Source organism: Azospirillum cavernae (genome assembly GCF_003590795.1).
Taxonomy (GTDB): Bacteria; Pseudomonadota; Alphaproteobacteria; order Azospirillales; family Azospirillaceae; genus Azospirillum; species Azospirillum cavernae.
The window spans coordinates 217,139-242,415 of the sequence record NZ_QYUL01000001.1 but is presented as its reverse complement, the minus strand read 5'-3'; the positions used below and the strand labels follow the sequence as shown (position 1 = coordinate 242,415).

The window sequence follows — 25,277 nt, the reverse complement described above, 5'->3', positions numbered from 1 at the left end:
TTCGGGGGCCATTCTCAGACGGCCGTTGCGGCAATCCTATACCCTATAGGGCAGGCCTGTCCCGTTTGACTTGCAGATGGTGATGGGAACGCGACGGACAAGGGAAGGAAAAGGTCAGCGCAGGCGCTGCGCCGCCTCCACCGCCATCCATTCGGCCAGCGCCGCGTCCTCGCCATCGGTGAAGACGGCGACCGACAGCGGTTGCGGGCCGGGGAAATGATAGGCCACCGGGGTGATGCCGGGACCGCCGCCGGTGTGTCCCCAGGAACTCCCCACCTGAGGATCCAACTCCACCATCAACCCCAACCCATAGGACGGTTCGACCCAGGGCCGCCCGCCCATCGGGGCGTTGACCGGCAGACCCGCGCGCATCCGTCGCGACAGCGAATCGGGCAGATAATCGGGGGTGGACAGGCCATGGACAAAGCGGGCGGCGTCCTGCGCCGTCATGGCGGCCACGCCATGGGCCACCCATCCGGGATGGTAACGTTCGGCGACCGGGGACTCGCCAAAGACCGAACTCGGCCCGAACAGCAAACCGTCGAGATCCTTCGCCCGCTCCACCACGCTGGCCGAGGTCAGACCCAGCGGCGCGAACACCTCTTGCCGCAAGACCTCGTCAAAGGGCGCGCCGCCAGCCCGCGTCAGAAGACGACGGATCAGCAGATAGCCGATGTTGGAATAGGCGAAGGCACCGATGGGCGGCCCGACGACCCCGCAGCGGGCCAGAAACTCCGCCTCGCTCCACGGGGCGTGGCCCGCCGCCACCGCCGCGTGATAGTCCCGCCGCCCGCCATAATCGGGCAACCCGGCGCGATGCTCCAGGATCCGCGCCACCGTCACCGAGTTCGGGCGGTCGGCCAGCTCCGGCAACCAAACCTCCGCCGGGCCGTCAAGATCGACCACGCCACGCGCCGCCAAGCGCAACACGGCGGCGGCCATCATGCTTTTGGTCAGGCTGTAAACCAGCCCCCGGACGTCGGGCGACGGTCGGATCGCCGCCTCTCCGCGACGGGCCAAGCTGGCGGTCCAACTGCGCGCGCCGGTGTGAATGGAAACCACCGCCACGCGGGCTGATCCAACGCCGTTCACCGTTCCCGCTGTGGAGGCCGCATCCTCGTTCAACAGCCCTTGCAGCGTGTCGATCAACACCGCCATCCGGGCTGGATCGTCCAACGCGTTGGCCATCGCCTGTTCCTTTCCCATCATCCATCGCATCCGTGCCTGTGAGGCTAAGAATGGGGAAATTTCAGCTCAGAAACATTGGGTGGACTCCCATTGGGGGCGCGCGCAAGGGCGACGTTAACCATGCTCCGCGATCCCCGCAGACTGATCGCGTCGTTGTTGCCCGCCATCATGATAAGGGTGGAACCTAATGTTGATTTGGTGAAAATTGAGACCATACTAAAGGATCGTCGTTCTGTTGGCGCAACAAACGAATGGCTCTTTCACAGATTTCGCTGCGCCGCACAAACACACAGAACTCCATGGTGTTCCAGGGGAATGCAAGGAGGCTCATCGTGCTCCGAATCAACACTTTCTTGGCGCTGCTCAGTGTTTGCTGCACCGCGCTGTTCGGGCTGTCTGGACTGTCGATCCCGACGGCTCAGGCGCAGACCGCCGTCCTGCGCATCGCCACCGACCAGGAAAAAGAAGGCGGCTACCTTGTGGACATCACCCAGGCCGCGTTCCAGCGCGCCGGGTATCAGGTCGAGTTTTCCTTCGTTCCCTGGGCCAGGGCCTTGGATGGCGCGATCAAGGGCAATTACGACGTTCTGATGGCCGCCTATTTCACCTCGGAACGCGCCAAGCTGCTGGCCTACACCGACCAGATCGGCGCGGTGGAGGTGTATTTTTGGAAACGAACCGACGCCGCCATCCCGTACAACAGCTTGGACGACGTCAAGAATCTGACCATAGGCCTCGTCCGCAACTCGGTGATAAACGATGAATTCAACGCCCGTCTGCCGACCTTCAACGTCGAATACGCGAACAATGGCGAGATCAATCTCTTGAAGCTCATCGCCGGGAAAATTGATCTGTTCGTCGAAAAGCGGGAGTTGGTCGAGGTTCTGTTGAACAAGAAATACCCCGCCGATCAGGGCAAGATTCAGCCGCTGGGCGCGCCCTTGATGTCGGGGAAATTCTACAATTGCGTGTCGCGCGTCCGTCCCGATTGGGAAAAAATCCAGATGGACTTCAACGACGGTCTGCGCGCCATCCGCGCCGACGGCACGGAAAAAGCCATTCTGACAAAACACGGTCTGGCGACAAGCTGACGCCAGACCGCGTCATGACAATCTCACAAAACCCCAAGGCCCAAGGAGCGGGAACACCACCCCTTGGGCCTTGGCGCGTCGTCAGTCCCGCTTGACCGTGTCGCTGTGCAGCGCCGCCTGCGCCGCCGCCAGACGGGCGATGGGCACGCGGTAGGGCGAGCAGGAGACGTAATCCAACCCGACCGACTCGCAGAAGGTGATCGAGGCCGGATCGCCGCCATGCTCGCCGCAGATGCCCAGCTTGATGCCCGGGCGGGTGGCCCGACCGCGCTCGGCGGCAAGGGCGATCAATTCGCCCACGCCGACGGTGTCGAGCGTCTGGAACGGGTCATGCTCGAAAATGCCCTGGCGCTGGTAATCCGGCAGGAAATTGCCGGCGTCGTCGCGCGACAGGCCAAAGGTGGTCTGCGTCAGATCGTTGGTGCCGAAGGAGAAGAACTCCGCCGCTTCGGCGATGTCGCCAGCGCGGAGGGCGGCGCGCGGCAACTCGATCATCGTGCCGACCAGATACTCAAAGCTCTGGCCCGTGGACGCCATCACCTCTTGGGCGGCGCGGTCGACCACCGCCTTCAGGATGTCGAGTTCCTTCTTGGTCATGACCAGCGGGATCATCACCTCCGGGATCACCGTCGAACCGCTGGCCTTGGAGACCTCGGCGGCGGCGGCGAAGATGGCGCGGGCCTGCATCTCGTAAATCTCCGGGTAGGAGATGCCGAGACGGCAGCCGCGATGACCCAGCATCGGGTTGGCTTCGTGCAGTTGCGTCACACGATGGCGCACCCGCAGCGGATCCGTGCCGGTGGCCTTGGCGACCTCCGCCATGTCCTCGTCCGTGTTGGGCAGGAACTCGTGCAGCGGCGGGTCGAGCAGGCGGATCGTCACCGGCAGCCCGGCCATGATGGTGAAGAGATCGACGAAATCCTGCTTCTGAAACGGCTCCAGCTTGGCCAGCGCCGTGCGGCGGCCCTCTTCGCTTTCCGCCAGGATCATTTCGCGGACGGCCAGGATGCGGGCCGGGTCGAAGAACATGTGCTCGGTCCGGCACAGGCCGATGCCCTCGGCGCCGAACTTGCGCGCGGTGCGGGCGTCCAGCGGGGTTTCGGCGTTGGTGCGGATCTTCATGCGGCGGATGCTGTCGGCCCAACCCATCAGCGTGGCGAAATCGCCCGACAATTCCGGCTGGATCGTCGGCACTTCGCCCAGCATCACCTCGCCGGTCGAGCCGTCGATGGTGATGATGTCGCCGTCCTTGATGGTGACGCCGCGCACCGACATCTGCTTGGTCTTGTAGTCGATCCGCAATTCACCGGCGCCCGAGACGCAGGCCCGGCCCATGCCGCGCGCCACGACCGCCGCGTGGCTGGTCATGCCGCCCCGGCTGGTCAGGATGCCGCGCGCCGCGTGCATGCCGTGGATGTCCTCCGGCGAGGTTTCGATGCGACAGAGGATGACCGAATCGCCCACGGCGGCCATCTGTTCGGCCTCGTCGGCGTTGAACACCACCTTGCCCGAGGCCGCGCCCGGCGAGGCGGGCAGGCCCTTGGCGATCACCTTGCGGTCGGCCTTGGGGTCGAGCGTCGGGTGGAGCAACTGGTCGAGCGAGGCCGGATCAATGCGCTTGACCGCCTCGTTCTTGTCGATGACGCCCTCGTTGGCGAGATCGACGGCGATCTTCAGCGCCGCAGGCGCGGTGCGCTTGCCGTTGCGGGTTTGCAGCATGAACAGCGTGTTCTGCTGGACCGTGAATTCGATGTCCTGCATGTCGCGATAGTGCAGTTCCAGCTTGAGGCGAACCTCGTTGAGCTGGTTGAACACGTCGGGCATCACCTCTTCCATGGACGGAAGGTCGGACTTGTTGGCGATCTTGCCCGCGATGGTCAGATGCTGCGGCGTGCGGATGCCGGCCACCACGTCCTCGCCCTGGGCGTTGACGAGATATTCGCCGTAAAAGGCGTTCTCGCCGGTGGACGGGTTGCGGGTGAAGGCCACGCCGGTGGCGCAATCCTCGCCCATGTTGCCGAACACCATGCACTGCACGTTGACGGCGGTGCCCCAGCTTGCCGGGATGTCGTGCAGGCGGCGGTAGGTGATGGCCCGCGCGTTCATCCACGAGCCGAACACCGCGCCCACCGCGCCCCACAATTGTTCCTGGACGTCCTGCGGGAAGGGCGTGCCGAGTTCGCGTTCGACCGCCTTCTTGTAATCCTCGATCACGGCCTGCCAGTCGGCGGCGCTCAGATCGGTGTCGAGGCTGTAGTTCTTGTCGCGCTTGTGACCGTCGAGGATGTCCTCGAAATGGTGATGCTCCACGTCCAGAACGACGTTGGAGTACATCTGGATGAAGCGGCGGTAGCTGTCATAGGCGAAACGCCCGTCGCCCGAGCGCAGCGCCAGACCGCGCGCCGTCGCGTCGTTGAGGCCGAGGTTGAGGACCGTGTCCATCATGCCCGGCATCGAGGCCCGCGCGCCCGACCGCACCGAGACCAGCAGCGGATTGGCCGGATCGCCGAATTTGGCGTCCATCGCGTTTTCCAACCGGGCGATGGCGTCGGCCACCTGGGTTTTCAGCTCCGGCGGATAGGCGCGACCGTTGGCGTAAAAATAGGTGCACAGTTCGGTCGTGATGGTGAAGCCCGGGGGAACCGGCAGGCCCAGATTGGCCATTTCCGCCAGGTTGGCGCCCTTGCCGCCCAGCAGGTTCTTCATCTCCGCACGTCCTTCGGTGGCGCCGCCGCCGAAGCTGTAAACCCACTTGCTCTCACCCTGGCTCGCCATCGCAGAAATCCTCGCTCGCCCAATGGTCATCCGGGACCGGCCTCGCGTGGTCAACGCAATTGACCGGCTGTCCGCTGGCGCCACCTTCTATCGCCCCGGACCGGGGGATACAAGCCGGTCGCGCGCCAAAAACCCGCCTTCGGCCATCCCCCATGCGTAGGGGAGGCTTGCGAATCCAGCAATTCCGGCGGAAACGCCCCGCTCACGCCGCGTCGGCGGCCTCGGCCAGCCCGAGAAAGGCCGGAAGCTCATGAGCAACAACGAAGGTCGGGATTGGTTCCAGGAAGGCCCGCATCCGCCCCTTGTCAAGAAAACGCTCGCGGAAGGCCGACCGCTCGAACAACGGCCCCAGCTTCGGCACGATGCCGCCCGCGATGTAGACGCCGCCGCGCGCGCCCAGCGTCAGCGCCAGATTGCCCGCCACCGTGCCCAGCATGGCGCAGAACATCGCCACCGCCTCGACGCACAGCGAATCGCTGTCGGACAGGGCCGACTCGGTGATCTGGGCCGGGGTCCATTCCACCGCGCCGCCGCCCTCCAGCGCCGTCAGCGCGCTGTGCAGATTGACCAGCCCCGGCCCAGACAGCACCCGTTCCGCCGAAACATGGCCGAAGCGGTCGCGCAGATGGGCCAGCACCGCGCCCTCCCGCTCGTTGGCCGCCGCCATGGTGACGTGTCCGCCCTCCCCGGCCAGCGCCGACCAGCGCCCATCCGCGCCGGGCACCAGCCCCGACACGCCCAGCCCGCTGCCCGGCCCCAAAACGGCGACGACGCCGCCCGGCTTGGCCTCGCCATCGCCGATCAAGCGGCGGTCGCCTCGGGCCAGACGCGGCACCGACAGGGCCACGGCGGTGAAGTCGTTGATGACCGCCAACCCGTCCAATCCCAACCCGTCGCGCGTCCGGCCGATGGAAAATTGCCAGACCAGATTGGTCATGGCGACGTGATCGGACGTGACCGGCCCGGCGACGGCGAAGGCGCCCCGGCGCGGGCGTCCCGGCGTTCCCGCGTCCGCCAACCCGACCGCCGCCAGATAGGCGCGCGCGGCGTCCTCCAGCGATGGGTGGTCGGCGCAACGCAAAATCCGCACGTCGCGGATGTCGCGCCCGTCGATCAGGCCAAAGCGCGCGTTGGTGCCGCCGATGTCGGCGACCAGAATCGGGGGTGATGCGTCGTGGGTCATGGGTCCGGCCTGCGGTCAACAGGGTCTTTGGGAGGAGCGGGGACGACAGAGCCATCCCTTGGCGCGGGCGCCCCTGTGATTCCTTCTGAATCTTGGGTGAATCTGGCACGCCGCGCCGCCCTTGGCGACCGGATTTCTATGCTGCGATGCAGCAATTCTTGCATGGAGTCTGCTTTGTCAGCAGGACGGATCTAATACTTTAGAGCCATGACAAACATGAATAATTTTTTATCCCTTGAAGCCGAAGCCCCTCAGGTTCATATTGTGCAGTGCGGCATCGGTTCCGTCTCGACGGGGCCGCTGGCGTAACGCACTTCTTGGGCGTTTCCTCCCTAGACTTGAGGCCGCAGGTTCGCCCTGCGGCCTTTTTTCTGGCCGCCGCAATGCGTCAGGGAGTGGAAAACGCCCCCGGCCCGCCTCAACGCGGCTCCAGCCCGTCGCCCGGCAACGCGCCCAGCGTGTTGACCAGCTCGCCCATGTGGCGGGCCAGCACGTCCAGGAAGGGCAAGCGGGTCAAGGCGGCCTCGTCCATGTACAGTTCGCGGGCGATCTCGATCTGAAGGGCGTGGACGCCCTGGCGCGGGCGTCCGTAATGGCGGGTGGTGTAGCCCCCGGCGTAGGGGTTGTTGCGGTTCACCCGATAGCCCAACCCCGACAAAAAGCCGTCGGCGGCGTCGATGATGGCGGAGGCGCAGGCGTTGCCGTAGCAATCGCCCAGCACGATGTCGGGCCGGTTGCGCCCGCGATCCCCGCCCGGCGCCGAAGCTGGCGACGGCATGGAATGGCAATCGATCAACAGCGCGTGGCCGAAGGCGGCGCGGGTGTCGTCCACCAGACGGCGCAGCGCCGTGTGGTAGGGCGTGTAGCAGGCGTTGATGCGCGCCTGCGCCTCGGCGAAGCGCAGGCGGCGCTTGTAAATGTCCTCACCGTTGGCGACCACGCGGGCGATGGTGCCAAGCCCGGCGGCGACGCGCGGCGAGCGGGTGTTGACGTAACCGGGCAGCGGATCGACGAACATGTCGGCGTCGAGTTCATAGGCCTCGCGGTTGGCGTCCAGATAGGCGCGCGGGAACAGGGCGCGGATCAGCGGCGCGCCCAACGCCGGGGCGAAGGCGAAAATCTCGTCAACGAAGCAGTCTTCTGATTTGCGCAGCGCCCGCGCGTCGAGCCGGGCGGCGGCCAGAAAATCCGCCGGATACTGGTTGCCGCTGTGCGGCGAGGCCAGCACAAGCGGGCGGGTCTGGCGCGCCGGGGCCAGAATGTCAAAGGCCGGAACCCGTCCGGCGTCGGCGTCGCTGTGCGCATCCATGATGGGTTCTGATGTACTGGAGGCGGCGCGCCCTGTCACGAACCGGCGCCCGCCCCAGCCCGCCTTCGCCGAAAAAAACGCGCCACTCACGAAGAAGCGAAACAAAAGGCTTGCCAGCTCGCGCGGATGCGGCTAAAAACCCGCCCACGCCGAACGGAGCGCCGCCAACCAGCGCCGCGACGAACGACGACAAGGATGGGCGCGTAGCTCAGCGGGAGAGCACTACGTTGACATCGTAGGGGTCACTGGTTCAATCCCAGTCGTGCCCACCATCCACGAGGCCCCAAGGCGAACCCTTGGGGCCTCGACCATTTTCGGAGCCTTCTTTTTCGCTTTTGCGCGTCCCGCCGACGGTGTTGCGTTTTTCTTGCGGTTTCCGCGTCAACAGCGCTTGCGTCGTTCGGTTGGTTTGCGTATAAGGCGCGCTCCCTTGCGCGGGTGTAGCTCAGTTGGTTAGAGCGCCGGCCTGTCACGCCGGAGGCCGCGGGTTCAAGTCCCGTCACTCGCGCCACTATGGTCTTGTAGCTCAGCGGGAGAGCACTACGTTGACATCGTAGGGGTCACAGGTTCAATCCCTGTCGGGACCACCATTCACGAGGCTCCAAGGCACCCCCTTGGAGCCTCGACCCATTTCAGGCCCAATTTCTTTTCAAACTGCGCCGTCGCCCGCCAATTCGCGGTCGGCGTTGATGCGGAACAGTTCCACGCGATTGCTCAAAGCGACCGGGTCGCCAAGCTCCACCAGATCGATGCGCTCGCCATACGTGCGAACACCTGCCGTTTTGTAGTCATGCCCACCGTCAGCGAGAGGCCATTCGACCTCTGGCATGATGTTATTACGCCAAGAGACGTCGCCACGACGGTTCCGGCGATTTTCGACAAGATAGAGGAGCAGTTCGCTCCGGCTCTCTTCCAGAGGCGAGAAGACAAGTGGGTTTGGCTCCCAATCGCCACCACCACGATCCTTTTCAATCATGAGGCCGGTGTCCGATACGACCTCGATGTAAAGCAACCGTGCTCCAATTGCCTTAGGATCCCCTTGGTTCGTCGCATCAAACCCGATCAAGCTGAAGGGTAAGGCGTCCCACATCCAGGTCTCTGGAGACTCCATTCTCTGGCCAGGGCGCGAAAATTGATACTCAATATGGTGGGGAACGAATCCCAACTGTTCGCGAATCATGGCGACAATGTTCAAAACACGCTTCTGATAGCTCCACAACAGGCGGTAGGCGCGACGAACGTCGGCTAAGGCGTCGGGCAAGCTTTGGGTCATTTTTGGCTCTTCCACTGGAAAATCACGGCATCGGCGCGGATGCCGCCTTATGTGTCGGGAGGGATGGGCGTCACGACCAGAGGGGAAAGGCGTTCTCCGAGCCTTGGGAGGGGCGCAGAGCAGCCCAAGGGGCGCCCAGCAATTCCACCAGCCAGACCGGGGGCGACATTGGCACGCCATGAGCGCCCAGCCCGTCGCGCACATCAGCCAACAGGCGGCGATGCTCTGGTCGCTCCCCGCCCAACACACGGTTCATCAGATCGTACAGGCCCCGCCAGGACCCATAGCCCAAATGGAAATCATTGGAACAATCCGTCTTCGCGATGCGGCGCAGGCAGTCCAAGGTTTGCCTCCGCAGGTCGGCGACGGCGGAAGGCCGGTCGCGCAAACCAGACACCGCCAGAATCCAAACCCGAGCGCTCCGCTGCGTGGCCACCCACCATTCCTTGGCGATCTGTTCTGGATTCTGACTGTTAATCCGATCAAACCGCTTGGCCTCAACCACCAGAACCCCATTGTCGAAGGTAATGGCGACGTCTGGTTCCACCGGCCTTCCTTCGAGGCTGGTCCAAGAAGGCCAAAACTCAACCTTCTCAACGGTTCGAGGCAATGGTTCCATAATCGTCTCGCCCCACAGGGACGGATCGAACAGGATGCGGATCAGCGTTTCATCGGGCAGATAGGCCAACCGTTCAAACAGTGTGGCGGTGGCGGTGTCTTCCAACAAGCGCGCTTCGCCGTCATCGTCGGCGGACCACCGCAGCTTGTTGCGCAAATGAGCGTTCAGCATCCCCTGGCCTTATCGAAAATTGCATCTGAATTGCAGGCATCAGAAGAATAATCTCGATAAGGATTGTCAGCGTAGGGAAAACTTTTTATTGGGGAACATCAATCAAGAAATCAACCAAAAGGACGCGCCGGGCCTGCCGGGGCGATCCCCCGCAGGCCCAGCACGCGACGCTCAGAACCCGTCGCGCGCGACCACAAAGTCGCGGTCGTGGCCCAGCGCCGGGACCATGCGGCGGGCCTCCTCGACGCGGGCCATGTCGAGATCGGCGGTGACGAACCCCACCCCCTCGCCCGCGTCGGCCAGCACCTCGCCCCAGGGGGCGATGATGAGGGAATGGCCGTAGGTTTGCCGCCCCTCATCGTGCGTGCCGGTTTGCGCCGGGGCGACGACGAAGCAGCCGGTTTCAATGGCGCGCGCGCGCAGCAGCGTGTGCCAATGCGCCCGCCCGGTCGGCACGGTGAAGGCGGCGGGGGCGGTGATGATCGACGCCCCGGCCTTGGCCAAGGCGCGGTGCAGGTAAGGGAAGCGCACGTCGTAGCAGATGGTCATGCCGACCCCGCCCCACGGCGTGGCGGCGACCACGGCGCGCTCGCCCGGTCGGAAGGTCGCCGATTCGCGGTAGCTCTCGCCGTCCTTCAGATCCACGTCGAACATGTGGATCTTGTCGTAATGGCTGACGGTTTGACCTTGCGGGTTGAACAGATAGCTGCGGTTGGCCACCCGCTGGTCGTCCTGCAAAACCCCCAGCGTACCCGCCAGAATCCACGCCCCGGTTTCCCGCGCCAGATCGGCGAAGAAGGGAATGCCGGGATGCTCGGCCTCAACCTTCACCCGCGCCATGGTTTTGGCGCGGCCCTGGACGATCCAGCCGACATTCTCCGGCAGAGTGATGAACTCCGCCCCAGCGTCGCGCGCCCGGCGGACCAGATCGCCCGCCGCGTCGAGGTTGGGTTGCAGCTCGGTCCCGGCGTTGACCTGGACGCAGGCCGCCTTGACGACGGCGCTCACGCCGCGACTCCCAGCAGGGCGTCGAGCTTGCCCTGGCGGTCCAGCTCGTGGATGTCGTCGCTGCCGCCATAGGGCGCGCCGTCGATGAAGATCTGCGGCACGGTGGTCCGCCCCTCGGCCCGTTGCACCATCTCGCCCCGGCGGCCCGGATGCTCGTAAAGGTCGATTTCCTGATAGGTCACGCCCTTGCTCTGCAACAGGCGCTTGGCGCGGGAGCAATAGGGGCAGAAGGGGGTGGTGTAGATGACGATCTCGGCCATGCGAGAGGCTCCTGGAAAGTCGGCCCGAACAGTTTGGAACCATTGTAAAAGAACCGCCGAAGCGACGCCAGAAGCGCCGCCGGACGGTCTGCCATGCCCGTCAGCTTTTCACGACGCGGGCCAGAGTCAAGACGTCCACCCGCGCCGCCCCGGCCTTGGTCAGCACCCGCGCGCATTCGGCCAGCGTCGCCCCCGTGGTCAGCACGTCGTCAACCAGCGTCACCCGCCGCCCCGCCACCGACAGGCCGCCGCGCAGGCGGAACGCCCCCTTGACGTTGCGGTGACGCTCCGACCGGCCCAAGCCGCCCTGGGTCGGGGTGGCGCGCTGGCGGACCAGCACGTCGGGAATCGTCGCCACGCCGGTCTGTTTCGCCAAAGCCTGGGTCAGCAACGCCGCCTGGTTGTAGCGGCGGCGGAACAGCCGCAGCCGGTGCAGCGGCACCGGAACCAGCAGATCGGCGTCCTCCAACAACTCCCGCCCGGCGCGCGCCAGCCACGCGGCGTAGGCCCCGGCGGCGTGGATGCGGTCGCCATGCTTGAAGCTCAGCACCAACGGGCGGCTGCCGTCGTCATAGACCAGCACGGCGCGGGCGCGGGCGAAGGGTGGCGGTTCGGCCAGACAGGCCCCGCACAGGACGCCCGCCTGCGCCTCATACTCAAAGGGCAGGCCGCAGCAGGCGCAAAAGGGCGGCGCGACGAAGGTCAAGCCGGTCCAGCAGGCGGCGCACAAGCCCCCCTGCCGATCCACCGACGCGCCGCAGGACAGGCAACGCGGCGGCAACAGCGCGTCGAGCAGCGCGACGGACGCGGCGGCGGCCAGCCGTGTCAGCGCGCGGGCGGCGGTCATGGCGAACGCCGCCCTTACTGCAACATCGCGATGCGTTCGAAAATGATGAGCGTGTAGTCGCGCAGGGCGATGAAGATGGCCGGGCCGGTGACGAACAGGATGGCCAGCGTCGCGAAAATCTTCACATCCTGCTGGATCGAGGATTCGTTGATGTTCGTGACCGATTGGAAAATCGTCAGCCCCGCCGCCAGCGCCGTGGTGATGGCCAGCGTCGGAAAGGTGATCTTGATGATGACGATCAACGCCTCATAGGTCACGGCGATGGCTTCGTTGATGCCCATGCGTCACAGATCCCTTTGCTCGACCGGCGGGTCCGACATGATCCCGCCGACAGTTTAGCATGACAAGGCCGCCGCGCCGACGCTTGAGGGCGGTGGCGGCTGCGCTATAGTGCCGGGCATGACGACCTCCGACCGCATGACCGTTTTTGACCGCGCGCTCGTCCGCCGCCGCCGCGACCGCGCCGTCCCGAACTTCTCCGACCATTCCTTTCTGTTCGACGAGGTCGCCGAGCGACTCGCCGACCGGCTGGAGGATGTGTTGCGCCCCTTCCCGCTGGCGCTGGACGTCGGTTGCCACGACGGGGCGATGGGCCGGGTTCTGGCCGGGCGCAAGGGGATCGAGCGTCTGATCGCCTGCGATCTGGCCCCCGGCTTCGCCCGCGCCGCGCGGGGACTGGCCGCCGACGAGGAGTTTTTGCCCTTCGCGCCCAACAGCTTCGATCTGGTGGTCAGCAATCTCAGCCTGCATTGGGTCAACGACCTGCCGGGCGCGTTGCTGCAAATGCGCCAGATCCTGAAGCCCGACGGCTTTTTCTGCGGCGCCATGCTGGGCGGCGACACGCTGATTGAGCTGCGCCGCTGTCTTTACGAGGCCGAAATGGCGGTGTCGGGCGGCGTGTCGCCGCGCGTGTCGCCCTTCGCCGAGATCAAGGACGCGGGCGGGCTGTTGCAGCGCGCCGGATTCGCCCTGCCGGTGGTGGACAGCGACACGCTGACCGTCACCTATGCCGACGCCTTCGCCCTGATGCGCGAGCTGCGCGGCATGGCCGAAAGCAACGCCGTTCTGGCTCGCCGCAAGATCCCGGCGACACGCGGCCTGCTGTTCGACGCCGCCCGCCGCTACGCCGAACTCTACGCCGAGCCGGACGGGCGGATCCCCGTCACCTTCCAGATTCTCTATCTGGCCGGATGGTCGCCGCACGACAGCCAGCAGCAGCCGCTGAAGCCGGGCAGCGGTGAAATCCCCCTGGGGCAGGCCCTGAAAAACGGGAACGGATCGTTGTCGTAACGATGATGGGCGGCGTGGCGGACGGACCGGCTCAGGCCACCAGCTTCCACGCCATCCAACCGAGAACGCCCGCGTTGACCAGCATGATCGCCGGGGCGACGCGGGCGACCGCTGACCGCCAAGTCCGCCCGGCGAGATGCCCGGCCAGCCCAACCGCCAGCAGGCTGGGAATCGTTCCGATAGTGAAACAGATCATGCCGAGAGCGCCGCTCAACCCGCTGCCGCTGGCCGCCGCCACCGCCACCGCGCCGTAAAGCAGCCCGCAGGGGATGAAGCCCAGCGCCACGCCCAGCCCATAACCGCGCCAGCCGACCGGGTTGCCGAACAGCGGGCGGGCCAGACCGGACACCCGGTCGCTCCACCACCGCGCGCCGCCGCCGCCCAAGCGCGGCAGAAACGCCACGGCGCTTTTCGTTGCGTATCCGAAAAAAAACAACGCGGCGAAGGCCAGAAGCGCCACCGACAGCCAGCGCAGCCCCGGCAGCGCCCCAACATGCCCGGCGACCGTCGCCGCCACCGCCCCAATCAGCGCGTATGTTGTTCCACGTCCGAAATGATAGGGCAGAACCGCCGCCCCGGTCAGACGGTGAAACTCCGACATCCGCGACAGCGGCACCTGCTCCAGCCGGGCGGATACCTGGGCCAGCACAAAGGGGCCGCACATGCCCGCGCAATGGCTGACGCCGCCGACCAGCCCCGCCGTCAGCAGGGCGAGAAACAGCCCACCATCGCGGTCGATGACCAGCGCGCACTGATTCAGACCATCGTGCAGCAGTGACAGGGCGTCCAAAACGCGATCTCCAACAGGCGGTGAGCAAGGCCGATCATGGCGGGCGGCGGGTACACCCGGCCATGACGTGCGTCAACCGGCTTATGAGCGGGCGGCTTATGAGCGGGTGGAGTCGCCCCCCGACGACGCGGCGGGCGGCGGCGCCAGCCCACGCGGCGCGGGCAGACTGTCGAGAAACCACCAGAGACCCAGCCCAATCAAGGCCAGCTTGACCAGCAGAAACAGCGCGATGTGGCGGGCGAGCGGGTTGCGGAGCATGGTCGTCGGGGCAAAAGTCGGTTGCGATGGACAAAGGCCGAACTGGCAAAGGGGCCGCGTTTTTGGCTAGTATCGCCCTCACCCATCGGTCAAGGCCACCCCAATCGGTTTCGTCCCGGCCCATCGACGCGCCGGAAGCCAGAGAAAGAGGACGTCCACCATGAAGCGGCTGTTGCTTGCCTGCGTCGTCGCCCTGGGGGTGAGCGCCCCGGCGCACGCCCAGATCAGCCTGTTCCAGGACACCAGCCTGATGCAGGCGGTTTCCAAGGGGGACGTCGCCGGGCTGAAATCCCAGTTGCTGAAGGGCGAGAACGCCAACCAGGCCGACGTTTACGGCAAGACCGTGCTGATGACCGCCATCGGCCTGTCCAACCCGACCATGGTGTCGCTGCTGCTCGACGGCGGGGCCAGCGCCAACCGCGCCGACAAGGCGGGCAACACGCCGCTGCTGCAAGCGGTGGAATCGGGGAACCCCGACATCGTCGACATTCTGCTGAAGAAGGGCGCCAAGGTCGATCAGGACAACCGCGAGGGCGTCACCCCCCTGATGGCCGCCGCGCGCACCGGGCGGGCGGAACTCGTGGATCGTCTGCTGAAGGGCGGGGCCAAGGTTGACCGCGCCGACTTCACCGGGCGCACCGCGCTGAACTGGGCGCAGGATGGGCGCAACGCCCGCGTCACCACGCTGCTGCGTCAAGCCGGTGCCCGCTGAGCGGCGCGGCGATGATCGGCCTTCCCCTTGGCGGTCCCGGCCCGCTGTTGATCCTGCTGCTGGCGCTGGTGATCGACGCGGTGTTCGGCGACTGGCTCGACCGGGTGCTGCCCGACCCGGCCCGCCTCGCCAACCGCTTCTGCAACGCCGCCGACGCCCGGCTGAACCGGATCGAGCGCGGGCCGACCGACCGTCTGTTGCGCGGCGCGCTGGTGATTCTGACGCTGGTTCTGATCGCCGGACTGACCGGGCTGCTGGTCGAATGGATCGGCGGCCATGGGCGCGGCTGGCTGGTCGAACTGCTGGTCGTGCTGTGCGGCGTGCGCGGTCGCGCCGCCTGGACACGGATCCGCGCGGTGCGCCGCGCCCTGGAAAGCGGCGGCGCGGTCGCCGGACAGGTCGCGATTCAAACGCTGACCCGCCGCCATGTCTATGGGCTGGACGAACACGGCGTCGCCCGCGCCGCCGTGGAGGCCGCCGCCCGCGCCTTCGCCCGCAAGCTGGTCGCCCCGGTCTTCGCCTACGCCCTGCTCGGCGTGCCGGGTCTGCTGATCTGGACGGCGATGGACGGAGCCGACGCCGCGCTGGGCAGCCCCGGCGTCCGCCACTCGCGGTTCGGCCTGACCGCCGCCACGCTGGACGACGCGCTGAACGCCCTGCCCGCCCGGCTGGCGGCGCTGCTGCTGGCGCTGGGCGCGCCCTTCGTTGGTTCGGCCAAAATCGGTGGGGCTTTTCGCACGATGGCGCAGGACGCCCGCAAACACCCCTCGCTCAACATGGGCTGGCCCATCGCGGCGATGGCCGGGGCGCTGGGCCTGTCGCTGGGCGGCCCGCACCGCGACGGCGGCGTGGTCATCACCGAGGCCTGGATCGGCGACGGCCGCGCCCGCGCCACCCCCGCCGACATTGGCCGGGCGCTGGCGCTCTACGCCGTGGCCGCCCTGCTGCTGGTCGGGCTGGTCGCCCTGCTGATGACGGGGTTGGCGTCGCTCTGAACGCTGGGGAGCCGATAAGAATCCCGCATCCGGTCATAAGCGGCGCGCATGACCCACGACCCGCGCGCGATCAATAATAGGGATCGCTCAAGCCTTCCGCCGCGAAGGCGGCGCGCACGGCGGGACGCTCCAAAACGCGGGCCAGATACGGCCCCAGATGGAGCCGTTCGCGCGCCGGACAGGCCATGAAGCGGGTCCAGCGGCACAGCATGAACAGATAAGGGTCGAGCGCCGAATAGCCGCTCGCCAGCATCCAATCCCGCCCGGCCAGCGCGCGGTCCAGCCCGTCGAACTGGTCGCTGAGCCGTGATTCCGCCATCGCCTTGACGCTGGCTTGCGCCGCCGCGCCCTCGGCGAAACGCTCCGGGTAGAAGTACAGCATCATGTCGGCCTGGACGGTGTTCGTCAGATAGATCAACCACTTGTAAAGCTCGGACCGCTCCGGCGCGCCGACCGGCGGGACCAATCCGGCGCCGGGGTTGGCGTCGGCCAGATGCAGGCAGATGGCGGCGGCCTCGTACAGAACAAGGTCGCCATCAACCAGCGTCGGCGCCCGGCCATGCGGGTTCAGCGCCAGATAGGCCGGCTGCTTGTGTTCGGCCTTCTCGCGGTCCAACAGGACCAGATCGAAGGGCGCGCCGATCTCCCGCAACAGGATGTGCGGGGCCATGGCGGCGCTGCTGGCGATGGCGTAGAGCGTGGGCATGAAGCCTCTCCCTCGGTGACGGGAACCGCCCAGGCAACCGTCGGGCGGTTTGACCAACGGCATAACGCGCGCCCTCGAAACGGTCCAGCCTCCCCCAAGCGGCGCATGGCACGCTTGACCGTGACGCGGGTTTGTCGGCATGACGAACTGTGCGTATGATCGCCGTCAGCGTTTAACAAATCGAACACCCCCGCGCCGACACGAGGCGCGCCAACAAGGGGGGTTCGCCGGACAGGAGCAGGAAGAACAGCATGAGCGCGATCGGCAATTCGGCGGCGAGCCGCGACAAGGCCTTTGTCCTCCACCCCTACACCAATCTGCACGCCCACGAGACTCAAGGCCCGCTCATCATCGAGCGCGGCGAAGGCGTGCGCGTGTATGACGACGCCAACAACGCCTACATCGAGGGCATGGCCAGCCTGTGGTGCGTCTCGCTGGGGTGGGGGGAAGAGCGGCTGGTCCAGGCGGCGGCCAACCAGATGCGCAAGCTGTCCAGCTACCACATCTTCGGCCACAAATCGCACGAGCCGGGCATTGATCTGGCGGAAAAGCTGATCGGGCTGGCCCCGGTCCCGATGTCCAAGGTGTTCTTCGCCAATTCCGGGTCGGAAGCCAACGACACCGCCGTCAAGCTGATCTGGTACTACAACAACGCCCTGGGTCGCCCGGACAAGAAGAAGATCCTGGCGCGCGTGCGCGGCTATCACGGCGTGACGGTGGCGACCGCCAGCCTGACTGGCCTGCCCAACAACCACCGCGATTTCGATCTGCCGATCGCCCGCATCTCGCACGCCGATTGCCCGCACCATTACCGCAACGCCAAGCCGGGCGAGAGCGAGGAAGAGTTCGCCACCCGTCTGGCCGAACAGCTTGAGGCGCAGATCCTGGCCGAAGGGCCGGACACCGTCGCCGCGATGTTCTGCGAGCCGATCATGGGCGCCGGCGGCGTCGTGGTGCCGCCCGCGACCTATTACGAGAAGATCCAGGCGGTTCTGAAGAAGTACGACGTCCTGCTGGTCGCCGACGAGGTGATTTGCGGCTTTGGCCGCACCGGCAATTTCTGGGGCAGCCAGACGATGGGCATGCAGCCGGACATCCTGACCTGCGCCAAGCAATTGTCGTCGGGCTATCTGCCGATTTCCGCCGTGATGGTGTCGGACGCGATCTATCGCGCCTGCGTGGACGAGAGCAAGAAGATCGGCACCTTCGGCCACGGCTACACCTATTCCGCCCATCCGGTGGCGGCGGCGGTGGCGCTGGAAACCCTGGCGATCTACCAGGAACGCGACATGATCGGCCATGTCCGCGACGTCGCCCCGCTGTTCCAACGCCGCCTGCGCGCTCTGGCCGATCACCCGCTGGTCGGCGAGGCGCGCGGCGTCGGCCTGATCGGCGCCATCGAGCTGGTGGCCGACAAGACGACCAAGGCGACCTTCGAGCCGGTGGGCCGCGCGGGCGCCGTGGTGAATGGTCTGGCGCAAGAGCATGGGCTGATCGTCCGCGCCATGGGCGATTCCATCGCCCTCTGCCCGCCGCTGGTCATCAGCGAGGAGGACATCAACCAGGTGTTCGACCGCTTGACCAAGGCGCTGGACGCCGCGATCCCGGTCCTGCGCGGGTAAGGATGGAGGTGGGGGAGTTGGGCGACCGCTCCCCCCTTTACCGATGACGGTCGTCCAGTTCACCTTGCCAATCGACAGCGCCGAACAGGCTCAACGTGCGTTCCTCTTGCTTGAATCGAATGAGACGACGCAGCGCTTCTTCGACGACGGCCCTCTTCGTGGTCAGTTCGGTGGCGGCCATGGCCTCAAGGATCAGGTTGTCATCAAGGTCGATGATGACGCGCATAGCATTCTCCGCCTGTGAACAGCGTGTTGCGGGTCAGGTTGACGGCTTCTCGGCGCAAGACCTTTAACACGGACGCCGACGGCGCCACTCAACCGATGAATACGAATTGAGATCTGTATTTTTTATCCGTGTCCATCCGTTGATATCCGTGTTCATCCGTGTCTTGAAGACGCTCTCTCCTAAGCAGCCTCGCGTCACTGGCCTTGTTGCCGAAAGCGCCCGCGCGCGGCAGCCCCGCCGCAACCGCAAGGGACAGGGCCGCGCGCCTCATGCGAAGGTGCAATCCGGGTTGGCTTGATTCGCATCAATGCCGGATGGCGCTTTGGCGCCAAAGATGCGATCTTCCCGTTGCGTGGGTTGGATGGATTCTTTCGCTCCGCCCTTCCCGTGCGACAGACCCGGTGTGGATGACCGCGAACGGAAGCGCGCGATGGATTACGAGAGCTTTTTCCGCAGCCAGATCGCCACCCTCAAGCAGGATGGCCGTTATCGCTTTTTCGCCGATCTGGCGCGGCACGCCGGGAATTTCCCGACGGCGACCTTCCGCGATTCCCAGGACCGCGAACGGCAAGTCACCGTCTGGTGCTCCAACGATTATCTGGGCATGGGCCAGCACCCCGCCGTGCTCAAGGCGATGCACGACGCGCTGGACGAGGTTGGCGCGGGCGCGGGCGGCACGCGCAACATCTCCGGCACCAACCGTTATCACGTTCTGCTGGAACGCGAGCTGGCCGACCTGCACGGCAAGGACGCCGCCCTGCTCTTCACCTCGGGCTATGTGTCGAACGACGCGACGTTGACCACGCTGGGCAAGGTTTTGCCCAATTGCGTGATTCTGTCGGACGCGCTGAACCACAACTCGATGATAACCGGCATCCGCAACTCCGGTGCGGAAAAGCACGTCTTCCGCCACAACGACCCCAAGCATCTGGACGAGCTGCTGTCCGGCCTCGCGCCCGACCGGCCCAAGCTGGTGGCGTTTGAAAGCGTCTATTCGATGGACGGCGACATCGCCCCCATCCACGATCTGTGCGACGTCGCCGACAAGCATGGGGCGATGACCTATCTGGACGAGGTCCACGCGGTCGGCATGTACGGCCCGCGCGGCGGCGGCGTGGCCGAGCGCGACGGCGCGATGGATCGGATCACCATCATTGAGGCGACCCTGGGCAAGGCCTTTGGCGTCCAGGGCGGCTACATCACCGGGTCGGCGGCGTTGATCGACTGCGTGCGCAGCTTCGCCGCCGGGTTCATCTTCTCCACCTCGATGGCTCCGGTCATCGCGGCGGGGGCGCTGGCCAGCATCCGCCATCTGAAAAACAGCCAGACCGAACGCGCCCAACACCAGGAGCGCGCGGCCAAGCTGAAGCGCCTGTTCGCCGACGCCGGTCTGCCGGTGATGCCCTCGGTCAGCCACATTGTGCCGGTGATGGTCGGCGACGCCCACCGTTGCAAGCAGGCCTCGGACGAGTTGATGGAGCGGCACGGCATCTATGTGCAGCCGATCAACTACCCGACCGTGCCGCGCGGGGCCGAACGCCTGCGCTTCACCCCGACGCCGCTGCACAGCGACGCCGAGATGGACCGGCTGGTCGCCGCGCTGCTGGACGTCTGGGGACGCCTGGATCTGCGTCTGGCCGCCTGACGCGCGGATCGGAATCGCGAACCCGTTTGCAGATCGGACCTTTTGTCCTCTGGACAGCGGGCCGACGGGCGCCTATGTTGAGGAACAGATTGCGAGCCGCTCGCAATCTGTTCCTTTCATTTTCGCCAACCGCGTCGTTCGTCCGACGATCAAGCGCAGGGGTTCGCCATGTACCGTGACAACTCGCTGATGCCGAAAGAGGCGGTGCGCCTCGTCGTCCTGGGCACCTTGATGCAGGATGGGCCGCTGCGCTACGCCGCGCTTGCCGGATCGGTGCGCCATTTCCTCGACCGCATCGTCGGCCCGTCGCTCGACCTGATGGGCACCTCGCTGGAGATGCTGCGGTACGAGGGACTGATCGAGGCGCTGGACGGCAGCGGGATGGAAGACAATGCCCTGCTCGGCCCGACCGAGGCCGGACGGGCGGAGTTTGAGACTCTGGTCCGCGCCAACGTCCGCGCCCCGTCGGCGGACGGCATCAACAAGCTCATCATCGCGCTGAAGCTGCGCTTCCTGCATCTGCTCGATCCCGACTCGCAGAAGGAGCAAATCGACAACCTCGTTTCGCTGTGCGAGACGGAGTTGGCGCGTTTGGGGGATCTGCGGCGGGTCAACAGCGCCGATTCCGGCCATTTCGCCGCGTGGCTTGACCGCGACATCGCCCAGGCGGAAGACCGGCTGTCCTGGTTCCAGGATCTGCTGAACCGCCTGTAAACGTTTCGCAACGATTGCTTGCCCTATCCGTTTGGCGCGACCTTTTTGCCGAAGGTCGCGCCATCGTTTGTTTCGCCCCCGGATTTTGGTGTAGCGTAGCGCGCACGTGTTTCTGACCGTCCTCAAACAGCCGGAATGTCTCTCCATGGCCTCGATCCTGTCGACCGATGATCTTGAAGACCGCTTGCGCATGGAGTTTGTGGACGACGCGCGCGATCGTCTGGAGGTGATGAACGCCGCCCTGACAGGCCGCGCCAAGGGGACGCGCAGCGACGCGGAAACCATCGGCGTTCTGCGCTTGGAAGCCCACAATTTCAAGGGCATGGGCACCAGCTTCGGCTATCCCACCGTCAGCCTCGTCGCCCACCGCCTGGAGGATTACCTCAGCGGCCTGAAGCAGTTGGAGGGTCGGCAACTGTCCGACGCGCAGCTCTTCATCGACCGCATCGCCGAGTTGGTGGACCGCGCCGAACAGCCGCTGTTGGCCGAAACCAACCGCATCATCCGCGCCCTGCCGGTCCGTTACGAATTCCAGGTGACGGACGTCGAGGTCCGCAACGTCGAAATCATGCTGGTGACGCCGTCCAAGGTCGTCGCCAAAAAGCTGGGCGCGGAACTGGCCGCCTGCGGCTTCCGCACCATGACCGTGACCGACCCCATCGAATCGATCAGCTTGGCGGTGCGCGTGCCGCCCGACATGGTCATCGCCTCGATGGTGATGGACGGGCTGTCGGGCTTGGACCTCATTCGCGGCCTGCGCGCCATGAGCGTGACGCACAGCGTGCCGATGGCGCTGCTGACCTCGCTGAACCTCGACAACCCGTCTCTGAAGGAAATCCCTCACGGCGTGTCGGTGATCCGGGTGGGCGAGCATTTCGGCGATGATTTCGCCGCCGTCGTCGCCAAATACAATCTGGGTTGAGCGGTTTCAGTCGAGCCGCTGCGGCTCTCCGGCGCCGTTGACCGCGCAAATTCGCTGCACGACGGCGGGTTTCGGCACGGCGACTTCCCCTTGTTCAAAGGCGACGACGCGCAAACGGTCGCGGGTCAGATCCAGCAACTCCCCCTCCCGCAACAGGAAGGCGGGGGAGGAGGGGCGGCCAAAGCGGGCGTTGCCGATGGCGAAGGTCTCGTAAATCAGAACCCCGCCCGGAGCCAGCGCGTCCAGCAGCGCCGGGAACAAGGGCCGGTGCAGATAGTTGGTTACGACGATCCCGGCGAAAGGCTGGCCGGGGGGCAAGGGCCACGGGCCGCCATCCTCCAGATCGGCCCCACCCTCCAGATCGGCCTGGACCAGCGTCACCCCATCGGTCCCGTCGAGATCGGCCACCCCGCCCAAATCCCGGTCCACCCCCACCACCGGGTGACGACGCTGATGGAACAGCCGCAAATGCCGCCCCGACCCACAGGCCAGATCCAGGACGCTTCCGCCCGCCGCGACCAACGGAGCGAAGCGCAGAACCCAGGGCGACGCCAGGGGCAGGGACGAAGGGGACGCGGTGGGATGCGAATCGGTGGTCACGGTGGCCCTGCGGGATTGGGGTGGGGTTTGACGCGGGTGGTCCCGCCGTGCTGAATTAAGACCGATGCCGAGTCGCGCCGCAACCGCGCGCATGTCAGGCGTCTGGCTCAACGTTTGCTTATCACGGGTCGCTGACCCTCAGAGGTTTGGTGGGGATATGATCCTCTTCGCGTTGAAATGCTCGTCCGATCATCGATTCGAAGGATGGTTCCGCAACGGCGCCGCTTATGACGAGCAAGCGGCCTCCCATCTCATCGCCTGCCCGGTCTGCGGCGACAGCGCCGTCGCCAAAGCGCCGATGGCCCCGCGCATCGCCAAGGGGGTGGCCAAGGCGGTTGACCGCGCCCACGAGGCGGCGCAGGCGAAGGACGCCGCGACGGAGACCAAGGACGCCAACGCAAACGCCGCCGCGCCAGCGCCGCCGTCGGTCCCAGCCACCATCCCAACCCCGGCGGACGTCGTCGCCGCCCTGCCCCCGACGCTGAACGACGCCCAGCGCGAGGCGGTGGCCGAGGTGATGCGCCAATTGTCCGAGGTCCGCCGCACGGTGGAGAAGAATTGCGACTATGTGGGCGACCGATTCGCCGAGGAAGCCCGCCGCATTCATTATGGCGAGGCCGATCCGCGCGGCATCTACGGCGAGGCGTCGTCGGAGGACGTCGAGGAGTTGAACGAGGAGGGTGTGACATTTCACCGCATCCCCTGGCTTCCGCGCACGGATTCCTGACCCCACCCCGGTTGATTCCGGCGGAAACCATTGGCGAAACTGACAGTTTGCAAGGCGCCGCGCCAAACGCGGCGCCTTTTTCACGACTGCGCCAACGCGCCACGCCATCAGACCGACCCGACCATGGTCGGGGGTGCGCCCAACTATGATCTGTATCAAACAATTGGCTGGATCAAGGGCCTACACCAAAGACGGTACAAGCCCGAGTGTCTCAAAGGACCGTCGAACAACCGCTCGGCACTCGTGAGGGGACGCACTATGAGTAAGAACACACAACGGATTGTGAACAATCCAAAGTTCCAGGAGTTGATCGCCCGGCGGTCAGCCTTCGCCTGGACGCTCTCGATCGCCATGCTGGTGATCTATTTCGGCTTCATCCTTCTGGTCGCCTTCGGCAAGGGCTTCCTCGGCACGCCGATTGGCGCGGGTGTCACCACCTGGGGCATTCCCATCGGCCTCTTCACCATCGTCTCCGCCTTCATCCTGACCGGCATCTACGTCAATCGGGCGAACGGCGAGTTTGACGAGCTGAACCGCCAGATCCTGGAGGAACTGAAGTGATGCGCGCTGCCAATTCCCGCATCGTCGCGGCGCTCGCCGCGACCGGCGCTCTGGTTCCCGCCACCTCCTTCGCCGACGCCATTGGCGGCGCCGTGGCGAAGCAGGCGACGAACTACGAAGCCATCGTCATGTTCCTGGCCTTCGTGCTGTTGACGCTGGGCATCACCTTCTGGGCCGCCCGCCGCACGAAGTCGGCCAAGGATTTCTACGCCGCCGGCGGCGGCATCACCGGCTTCCAGAATGGTCTGGCGATCGCTGGCGACTACATGTCGGCGGCCTCCTTCCTGGGCATCGCCGGTTTGGTCTATTCGTCGGGCTTCGACGGGTTGATCTATTCGGTGGGCTGGCTGGTCGGCTGGCCGATCGTGCTGTTCCTGATCGCGGAACGCCTGCGCAACCTCGGCAAATACACCTTCGCCGACGTCGCGTCCTACCGCTTCCAACAGACGCCGATCCGCACGCTGTCGGCCTGCGGCTCGCTGGCGACCGTCACCTTCTACCTGATCGCCCAGATGGTCGGCGCCGGCAAGCTGATCCAGCTTCTGTTCGGCCTTGATTATCTGGTCGCCGTCATCCTCGTCGGCGTGCTGATGATCGGTTACGTGACCTTCGGCGGCATGCTGGCGACGACCTGGGTGCAGATCATCAAGGCGGTGATGCTGCTGTCGGGCGCCTCCTTCATGGCCTTCATGATCCTGGCCAAGTTCAGCTTCAACCCCGAAGCCATGTTCCAGGCCGCCGTCAACATCCACCCGAAGGGTCTGGCGATCATGTCGCCGGGCGCGCTTGTCACCGATCCGGTATCGGCGATATCGCTGGGCATGGCGTTGATGTTCGGCACCGCCGGTCTGCCGCACATCCTGATGCGCTTCTTCACGGTGTCCGACGCCAAGGAAGCCCGCAAGTCGGTCTTCTACGCCACGGGCTTCATCGGCTACTTCTACATCCTGACCTTCATCATCGGTTTCGGCGCCATCGTGCTGATCCTGGCCCCCGACGCCAACGGCGCCTATCCGTTCCTGAAGGAAGCCCCGCTGGCCGGCGCCAAGGCGGTGATCGCCAACGTCATCGGCGGCACCAACATGGCGGCCATCCACACCGCCAACGCGGTGGGCGGCAACCTGTTCTACGGCTTCATTTCCGCCGTCGCCTTCGCCACCATCCTGGCGGTGGTCGCCGGTCTGACGCTGGCCGGCGCCTCGGCGGTCTCCCATGACCTCTACGCCTCGGTCTTCGCCAAGGGCCGCGCCAACGAGCAGGACGAGATCCGCGTGTCCAAGATCACCACGGTGGTCATCGGCATCGTCTCGATCGTCTTGGGCGTCGCCTTTGAAAACCAGAATGTGGCCTTCATGGTCGGCTTGGCCTTCGTCATCGCGGCGTCGGCGAACTTCCCGATCCTGCTGATGTCGATGTTCTGGGGCAAGATGACCACCCGTGGCGCCGTGCTGGGCGGCTCGCTCGGCTTGATCTCGGCGATCGTGCTCCTCGTGCTTGGCCCGACCGTGTGGAAGGCCGTGCTGGGCAACCCGGCGGCGATCTTCCCGTATGACAACCCCGGCCTGTTCTCGATCCTGCTGTCCTTCGCCGGCATCTGGTTCTTCTCGATCACCGACAACAGCGAGAGCGCGCAGGCCGAACGCCGCGCCTTCGAAGCCCAATATGTCCGGTCGCAGACCGGCCTGGGCGCGGAGGGGGCCTCGGCTCACTAACACGACCACCGCGCGAGGTTCGCTTCGCACGCCAATTGTCGCACCCGACTTCCCGTGCCCTGCGGGACGGGTG

General features: G+C 65.8%; 26 protein-coding genes and 3 tRNA genes. 14 read left to right on the top strand and 15 right to left on the bottom strand.

What is annotated here, in order from left to right; translation table 11 throughout:
• Positions 1 to 114: 114 nt before the first annotated feature.
• Complete coding sequence (locus D3877_RS01135; protein WP_238474666.1) at positions 115 to 1,209, bottom strand: serine hydrolase domain-containing protein; 1,095 nt, start codon at positions 1,207 to 1,209, stop codon at positions 115 to 117.
• A gap of 311 nt (positions 1,210 to 1,520) precedes the next feature.
• Between D3877_RS01135 and D3877_RS01130 the strand changes: the two genes are divergently transcribed.
• On the top strand, positions 1,521 to 2,279 hold the full coding sequence (locus D3877_RS01130) for a substrate-binding periplasmic protein (RefSeq protein WP_158599755.1): 759 nt from the start codon (positions 1,521 to 1,523) through the stop codon (positions 2,277 to 2,279).
• Positions 2,280 to 2,360: 81 nt separating this feature from the next.
• Here the strand turns inward: D3877_RS01130 and ppdK are convergent, their stop codons facing one another.
• From ppdK to D3877_RS01115, 3 genes are all read right to left on the bottom strand, one after another.
• Positions 2,361 to 5,054: a pyruvate, phosphate dikinase gene (gene ppdK / locus D3877_RS01125; RefSeq protein ID WP_119828966.1), complete on the bottom strand. Its 2,694-nt coding sequence runs from the start codon at positions 5,052 to 5,054 to the stop codon at positions 2,361 to 2,363.
• A gap of 202 nt (positions 5,055 to 5,256) precedes the next feature.
• Positions 5,257 to 6,237, bottom strand: a complete 981-nt coding sequence (locus tag D3877_RS01120; protein WP_119828965.1) for a glucokinase — start codon at positions 6,235 to 6,237, stop codon at positions 5,257 to 5,259.
• A gap of 418 nt (positions 6,238 to 6,655) precedes the next feature.
• Complete coding sequence (locus D3877_RS01115; RefSeq protein ID WP_119828964.1) at positions 6,656 to 7,546, bottom strand: N-formylglutamate amidohydrolase; 891 nt, start codon at positions 7,544 to 7,546, stop codon at positions 6,656 to 6,658.
• A gap of 197 nt (positions 7,547 to 7,743) precedes the next feature.
• Between D3877_RS01115 and D3877_RS01110 the strand changes: the two genes are divergently transcribed.
• The 3 genes from D3877_RS01110 to D3877_RS01100 all read left to right on the top strand — a co-directional run bounded on the left by D3877_RS01110 (position 7,744) and on the right by D3877_RS01100 (position 8,136).
• A tRNA-Val gene (locus D3877_RS01110) sits at positions 7,744 to 7,818 on the top strand.
• A 162-nt stretch (positions 7,819 to 7,980) separates the two neighbouring features.
• Positions 7,981 to 8,057 (top strand) — tRNA-Asp (locus D3877_RS01105).
• A 4-nt stretch (positions 8,058 to 8,061) separates the two neighbouring features.
• Positions 8,062 to 8,136: transfer RNA gene (locus tag D3877_RS01100), tRNA-Val, on the top strand.
• Between the two features lie 59 nt (positions 8,137 to 8,195).
• On the opposite strand, the gene D3877_RS01095 is transcribed toward D3877_RS01100, so the two are convergent.
• The 6 genes from D3877_RS01095 to D3877_RS01070 form a co-directional block, all read right to left on the bottom strand.
• A complete protein-coding gene (locus D3877_RS01095) occupies positions 8,196 to 8,819 on the bottom strand; it encodes a hypothetical protein (protein ID WP_119828963.1) in 624 nt (207 codons plus the stop codon).
• 70 nt (positions 8,820 to 8,889) lie between these two features.
• Positions 8,890 to 9,507, bottom strand: coding sequence for a hypothetical protein (locus tag D3877_RS01090; RefSeq protein ID WP_147395069.1), 618 nt, complete (start codon positions 9,505 to 9,507; stop codon positions 8,890 to 8,892).
• Positions 9,508 to 9,780: 273 nt separating this feature from the next.
• A complete protein-coding gene (locus tag D3877_RS01085; RefSeq protein WP_119828961.1) occupies positions 9,781 to 10,617 on the bottom strand; it encodes a carbon-nitrogen hydrolase family protein in 837 nt (278 codons plus the stop codon).
• Positions 10,614 to 10,877: a glutaredoxin 3 gene (grxC, locus tag D3877_RS01080; protein ID WP_119828960.1), complete on the bottom strand. Its 264-nt coding sequence runs from the start codon at positions 10,875 to 10,877 to the stop codon at positions 10,614 to 10,616. Before grxC ends, D3877_RS01085 begins: the two co-directional genes overlap by 4 nt.
• Positions 10,878 to 10,977: 100 nt before the next feature.
• Positions 10,978 to 11,724, bottom strand: coding sequence for a ComF family protein (locus D3877_RS01075; protein ID WP_119828959.1), 747 nt, complete (start codon positions 11,722 to 11,724; stop codon positions 10,978 to 10,980).
• A gap of 14 nt (positions 11,725 to 11,738) precedes the next feature.
• Positions 11,739 to 12,005: a flagellar biosynthetic protein FliQ gene (locus tag D3877_RS01070; protein WP_119828958.1), complete on the bottom strand. Its 267-nt coding sequence runs from the start codon at positions 12,003 to 12,005 to the stop codon at positions 11,739 to 11,741.
• A 118-nt stretch (positions 12,006 to 12,123) separates the two neighbouring features.
• Between D3877_RS01070 and D3877_RS01065 the strand changes: the two genes are divergently transcribed.
• Complete coding sequence (locus D3877_RS01065; protein WP_119830702.1) at positions 12,124 to 13,014, top strand: methyltransferase domain-containing protein; 891 nt, start codon at positions 12,124 to 12,126, stop codon at positions 13,012 to 13,014.
• 31 nt (positions 13,015 to 13,045) lie between these two features.
• On the opposite strand, the gene D3877_RS01060 is transcribed toward D3877_RS01065, so the two are convergent.
• Together D3877_RS01060 and D3877_RS30090 are read right to left on the bottom strand one after the other, a co-directional pair.
• Positions 13,046 to 13,804 (bottom strand): sulfite exporter TauE/SafE family protein, encoded by a 759-nt coding sequence (locus tag D3877_RS01060; RefSeq protein WP_119828957.1) that lies wholly within the window; start codon positions 13,802 to 13,804, stop codon positions 13,046 to 13,048.
• Positions 13,805 to 13,900: 96 nt separating this feature from the next.
• A complete protein-coding gene (locus tag D3877_RS30090; RefSeq protein ID WP_199720666.1) occupies positions 13,901 to 14,062 on the bottom strand; it encodes a hypothetical protein in 162 nt (53 codons plus the stop codon).
• 160 nt (positions 14,063 to 14,222) lie between these two features.
• Between D3877_RS30090 and D3877_RS01055 the strand changes: the two genes are divergently transcribed.
• Together D3877_RS01055 and D3877_RS01050 are read left to right on the top strand one after the other, a co-directional pair.
• A complete protein-coding gene (locus D3877_RS01055) occupies positions 14,223 to 14,774 on the top strand; it encodes an ankyrin repeat domain-containing protein (protein ID WP_119828956.1) in 552 nt (183 codons plus the stop codon).
• An 11-nt stretch (positions 14,775 to 14,785) separates the two neighbouring features.
• Positions 14,786 to 15,769, top strand: coding sequence for a CobD/CbiB family cobalamin biosynthesis protein (locus tag D3877_RS01050; protein ID WP_119828955.1), 984 nt, complete (start codon positions 14,786 to 14,788; stop codon positions 15,767 to 15,769).
• A 70-nt stretch (positions 15,770 to 15,839) separates the two neighbouring features.
• Here D3877_RS01050 and D3877_RS01045 read toward each other — a convergent pair whose 3' ends face one another.
• Positions 15,840 to 16,475 (bottom strand): glutathione S-transferase family protein, encoded by a 636-nt coding sequence (locus D3877_RS01045; RefSeq protein ID WP_119828954.1) that lies wholly within the window; start codon positions 16,473 to 16,475, stop codon positions 15,840 to 15,842.
• A gap of 251 nt (positions 16,476 to 16,726) precedes the next feature.
• Between D3877_RS01045 and D3877_RS01040 the strand changes: the two genes are divergently transcribed.
• Positions 16,727 to 18,097: an aspartate aminotransferase family protein gene (locus D3877_RS01040; protein ID WP_119828953.1), complete on the top strand. Its 1,371-nt coding sequence runs from the start codon at positions 16,727 to 16,729 to the stop codon at positions 18,095 to 18,097.
• A gap of 37 nt (positions 18,098 to 18,134) precedes the next feature.
• Here D3877_RS01040 and D3877_RS01035 read toward each other — a convergent pair whose 3' ends face one another.
• Positions 18,135 to 18,323: a type II toxin-antitoxin system VapB family antitoxin gene (locus tag D3877_RS01035; RefSeq protein ID WP_119828952.1), complete on the bottom strand. Its 189-nt coding sequence runs from the start codon at positions 18,321 to 18,323 to the stop codon at positions 18,135 to 18,137.
• 430 nt (positions 18,324 to 18,753) lie between these two features.
• Between D3877_RS01035 and hemA the strand changes: the two genes are divergently transcribed.
• The 3 genes from hemA (at position 18,754) to D3877_RS01020 (ending at position 21,604) form a co-directional block, all read left to right on the top strand.
• Positions 18,754 to 19,968 (top strand): 5-aminolevulinate synthase, encoded by a 1,215-nt coding sequence (gene hemA / locus D3877_RS01030; protein ID WP_119828951.1) that lies wholly within the window; start codon positions 18,754 to 18,756, stop codon positions 19,966 to 19,968.
• Positions 19,969 to 20,136: 168 nt separating this feature from the next.
• On the top strand, positions 20,137 to 20,682 hold the full coding sequence (locus tag D3877_RS01025; protein WP_119828950.1) for a hypothetical protein: 546 nt from the start codon (positions 20,137 to 20,139) through the stop codon (positions 20,680 to 20,682).
• Positions 20,683 to 20,827: 145 nt separating this feature from the next.
• Positions 20,828 to 21,604, top strand: a complete 777-nt coding sequence (locus D3877_RS01020) for an Hpt domain-containing protein (protein WP_119828949.1) — start codon at positions 20,828 to 20,830, stop codon at positions 21,602 to 21,604.
• Positions 21,605 to 21,610: 6 nt separating this feature from the next.
• On the opposite strand, the gene D3877_RS01015 is transcribed toward D3877_RS01020, so the two are convergent.
• Complete coding sequence (locus D3877_RS01015; RefSeq protein ID WP_238474665.1) at positions 21,611 to 22,204, bottom strand: class I SAM-dependent methyltransferase; 594 nt, start codon at positions 22,202 to 22,204, stop codon at positions 21,611 to 21,613.
• 157 nt (positions 22,205 to 22,361) lie between these two features.
• Here D3877_RS01015 and D3877_RS01010 point away from each other — a divergent pair, with 157 nt between their 5' ends.
• From D3877_RS01010 to D3877_RS01000, 3 genes are all read left to right on the top strand, one after another.
• Positions 22,362 to 22,931, top strand: coding sequence for a DUF1178 family protein (locus D3877_RS01010; RefSeq protein WP_119828947.1), 570 nt, complete (start codon positions 22,362 to 22,364; stop codon positions 22,929 to 22,931).
• A gap of 258 nt (positions 22,932 to 23,189) precedes the next feature.
• Complete coding sequence (locus tag D3877_RS01005) at positions 23,190 to 23,492, top strand: DUF485 domain-containing protein (RefSeq protein WP_119828946.1); 303 nt, start codon at positions 23,190 to 23,192, stop codon at positions 23,490 to 23,492.
• Entirely contained in the window at positions 23,492 to 25,204 is a 1,713-nt protein-coding gene (locus D3877_RS01000) for a cation acetate symporter (protein ID WP_119828945.1), read from the top strand. The genes D3877_RS01005 and D3877_RS01000 overlap by 1 nt, the downstream gene beginning before the upstream one ends.
• The last annotated feature ends 73 nt before the right edge of the window (positions 25,205 to 25,277 follow it).

What these genes read in the sequence shown, in the direction of transcription:
- D3877_RS01010 (WP_119828947.1), top strand. Translation starts at nt 22,362, where the DNA reads ATGATCCTCTTCGCGTTGAAATGCTCGTCCGATCATCGATTCGAAGGA.
- D3877_RS01020 (WP_119828949.1), top strand. Translation starts at nt 20,828, where the DNA reads ATGGCCTCGATCCTGTCGACCGATGATCTTGAAGACCGCTTGCGCATG.
- D3877_RS01070 (WP_119828958.1), bottom strand. Translation starts at nt 12,005, where the DNA reads ATGGGCATCAACGAAGCCATCGCCGTGACCTATGAGGCGTTGATCGTC.
- ppdK (WP_119828966.1), bottom strand. Translation starts at nt 5,054, where the DNA reads ATGGCGAGCCAGGGTGAGAGCAAGTGGGTTTACAGCTTCGGCGGCGGC.
- D3877_RS01005 (WP_119828946.1), top strand. Translation starts at nt 23,190, where the DNA reads ATGAGTAAGAACACACAACGGATTGTGAACAATCCAAAGTTCCAGGAG.
- D3877_RS01115 (WP_119828964.1), bottom strand. Translation starts at nt 7,546, where the DNA reads ATGGATGCGCACAGCGACGCCGACGCCGGACGGGTTCCGGCCTTTGAC.
- D3877_RS01050 (WP_119828955.1), top strand. Translation starts at nt 14,786, where the DNA reads ATGATCGGCCTTCCCCTTGGCGGTCCCGGCCCGCTGTTGATCCTGCTG.
- grxC (WP_119828960.1), bottom strand. Translation starts at nt 10,877, where the DNA reads ATGGCCGAGATCGTCATCTACACCACCCCCTTCTGCCCCTATTGCTCC.
- D3877_RS01040 (WP_119828953.1), top strand. Translation starts at nt 16,727, where the DNA reads ATGAGCGCGATCGGCAATTCGGCGGCGAGCCGCGACAAGGCCTTTGTC.
- D3877_RS01000 (WP_119828945.1), top strand. Translation starts at nt 23,492, where the DNA reads ATGCGCGCTGCCAATTCCCGCATCGTCGCGGCGCTCGCCGCGACCGGC.
- D3877_RS01120 (WP_119828965.1), bottom strand. Translation starts at nt 6,237, where the DNA reads ATGACCCACGACGCATCACCCCCGATTCTGGTCGCCGACATCGGCGGC.
- D3877_RS01135 (WP_238474666.1), bottom strand. Translation starts at nt 1,209, where the DNA reads ATGATGGGAAAGGAACAGGCGATGGCCAACGCGTTGGACGATCCAGCC.
- D3877_RS01055 (WP_119828956.1), top strand. Translation starts at nt 14,223, where the DNA reads ATGAAGCGGCTGTTGCTTGCCTGCGTCGTCGCCCTGGGGGTGAGCGCC.
- hemA (WP_119828951.1), top strand. Translation starts at nt 18,754, where the DNA reads ATGGATTACGAGAGCTTTTTCCGCAGCCAGATCGCCACCCTCAAGCAG.
- D3877_RS01045 (WP_119828954.1), bottom strand. Translation starts at nt 16,475, where the DNA reads ATGCCCACGCTCTACGCCATCGCCAGCAGCGCCGCCATGGCCCCGCAC.
- D3877_RS01065 (WP_119830702.1), top strand. Translation starts at nt 12,124, where the DNA reads ATGACGACCTCCGACCGCATGACCGTTTTTGACCGCGCGCTCGTCCGC.
- D3877_RS01095 (WP_119828963.1), bottom strand. Translation starts at nt 8,819, where the DNA reads ATGACCCAAAGCTTGCCCGACGCCTTAGCCGACGTTCGTCGCGCCTAC.
- D3877_RS30090 (WP_199720666.1), bottom strand. Translation starts at nt 14,062, where the DNA reads ATGCTCCGCAACCCGCTCGCCCGCCACATCGCGCTGTTTCTGCTGGTC.
- D3877_RS01025 (WP_119828950.1), top strand. Translation starts at nt 20,137, where the DNA reads ATGTACCGTGACAACTCGCTGATGCCGAAAGAGGCGGTGCGCCTCGTC.
- D3877_RS01035 (WP_119828952.1), bottom strand. Translation starts at nt 18,323, where the DNA reads ATGCGCGTCATCATCGACCTTGATGACAACCTGATCCTTGAGGCCATG.
- D3877_RS01075 (WP_119828959.1), bottom strand. Translation starts at nt 11,724, where the DNA reads ATGACCGCCGCCCGCGCGCTGACACGGCTGGCCGCCGCCGCGTCCGTC.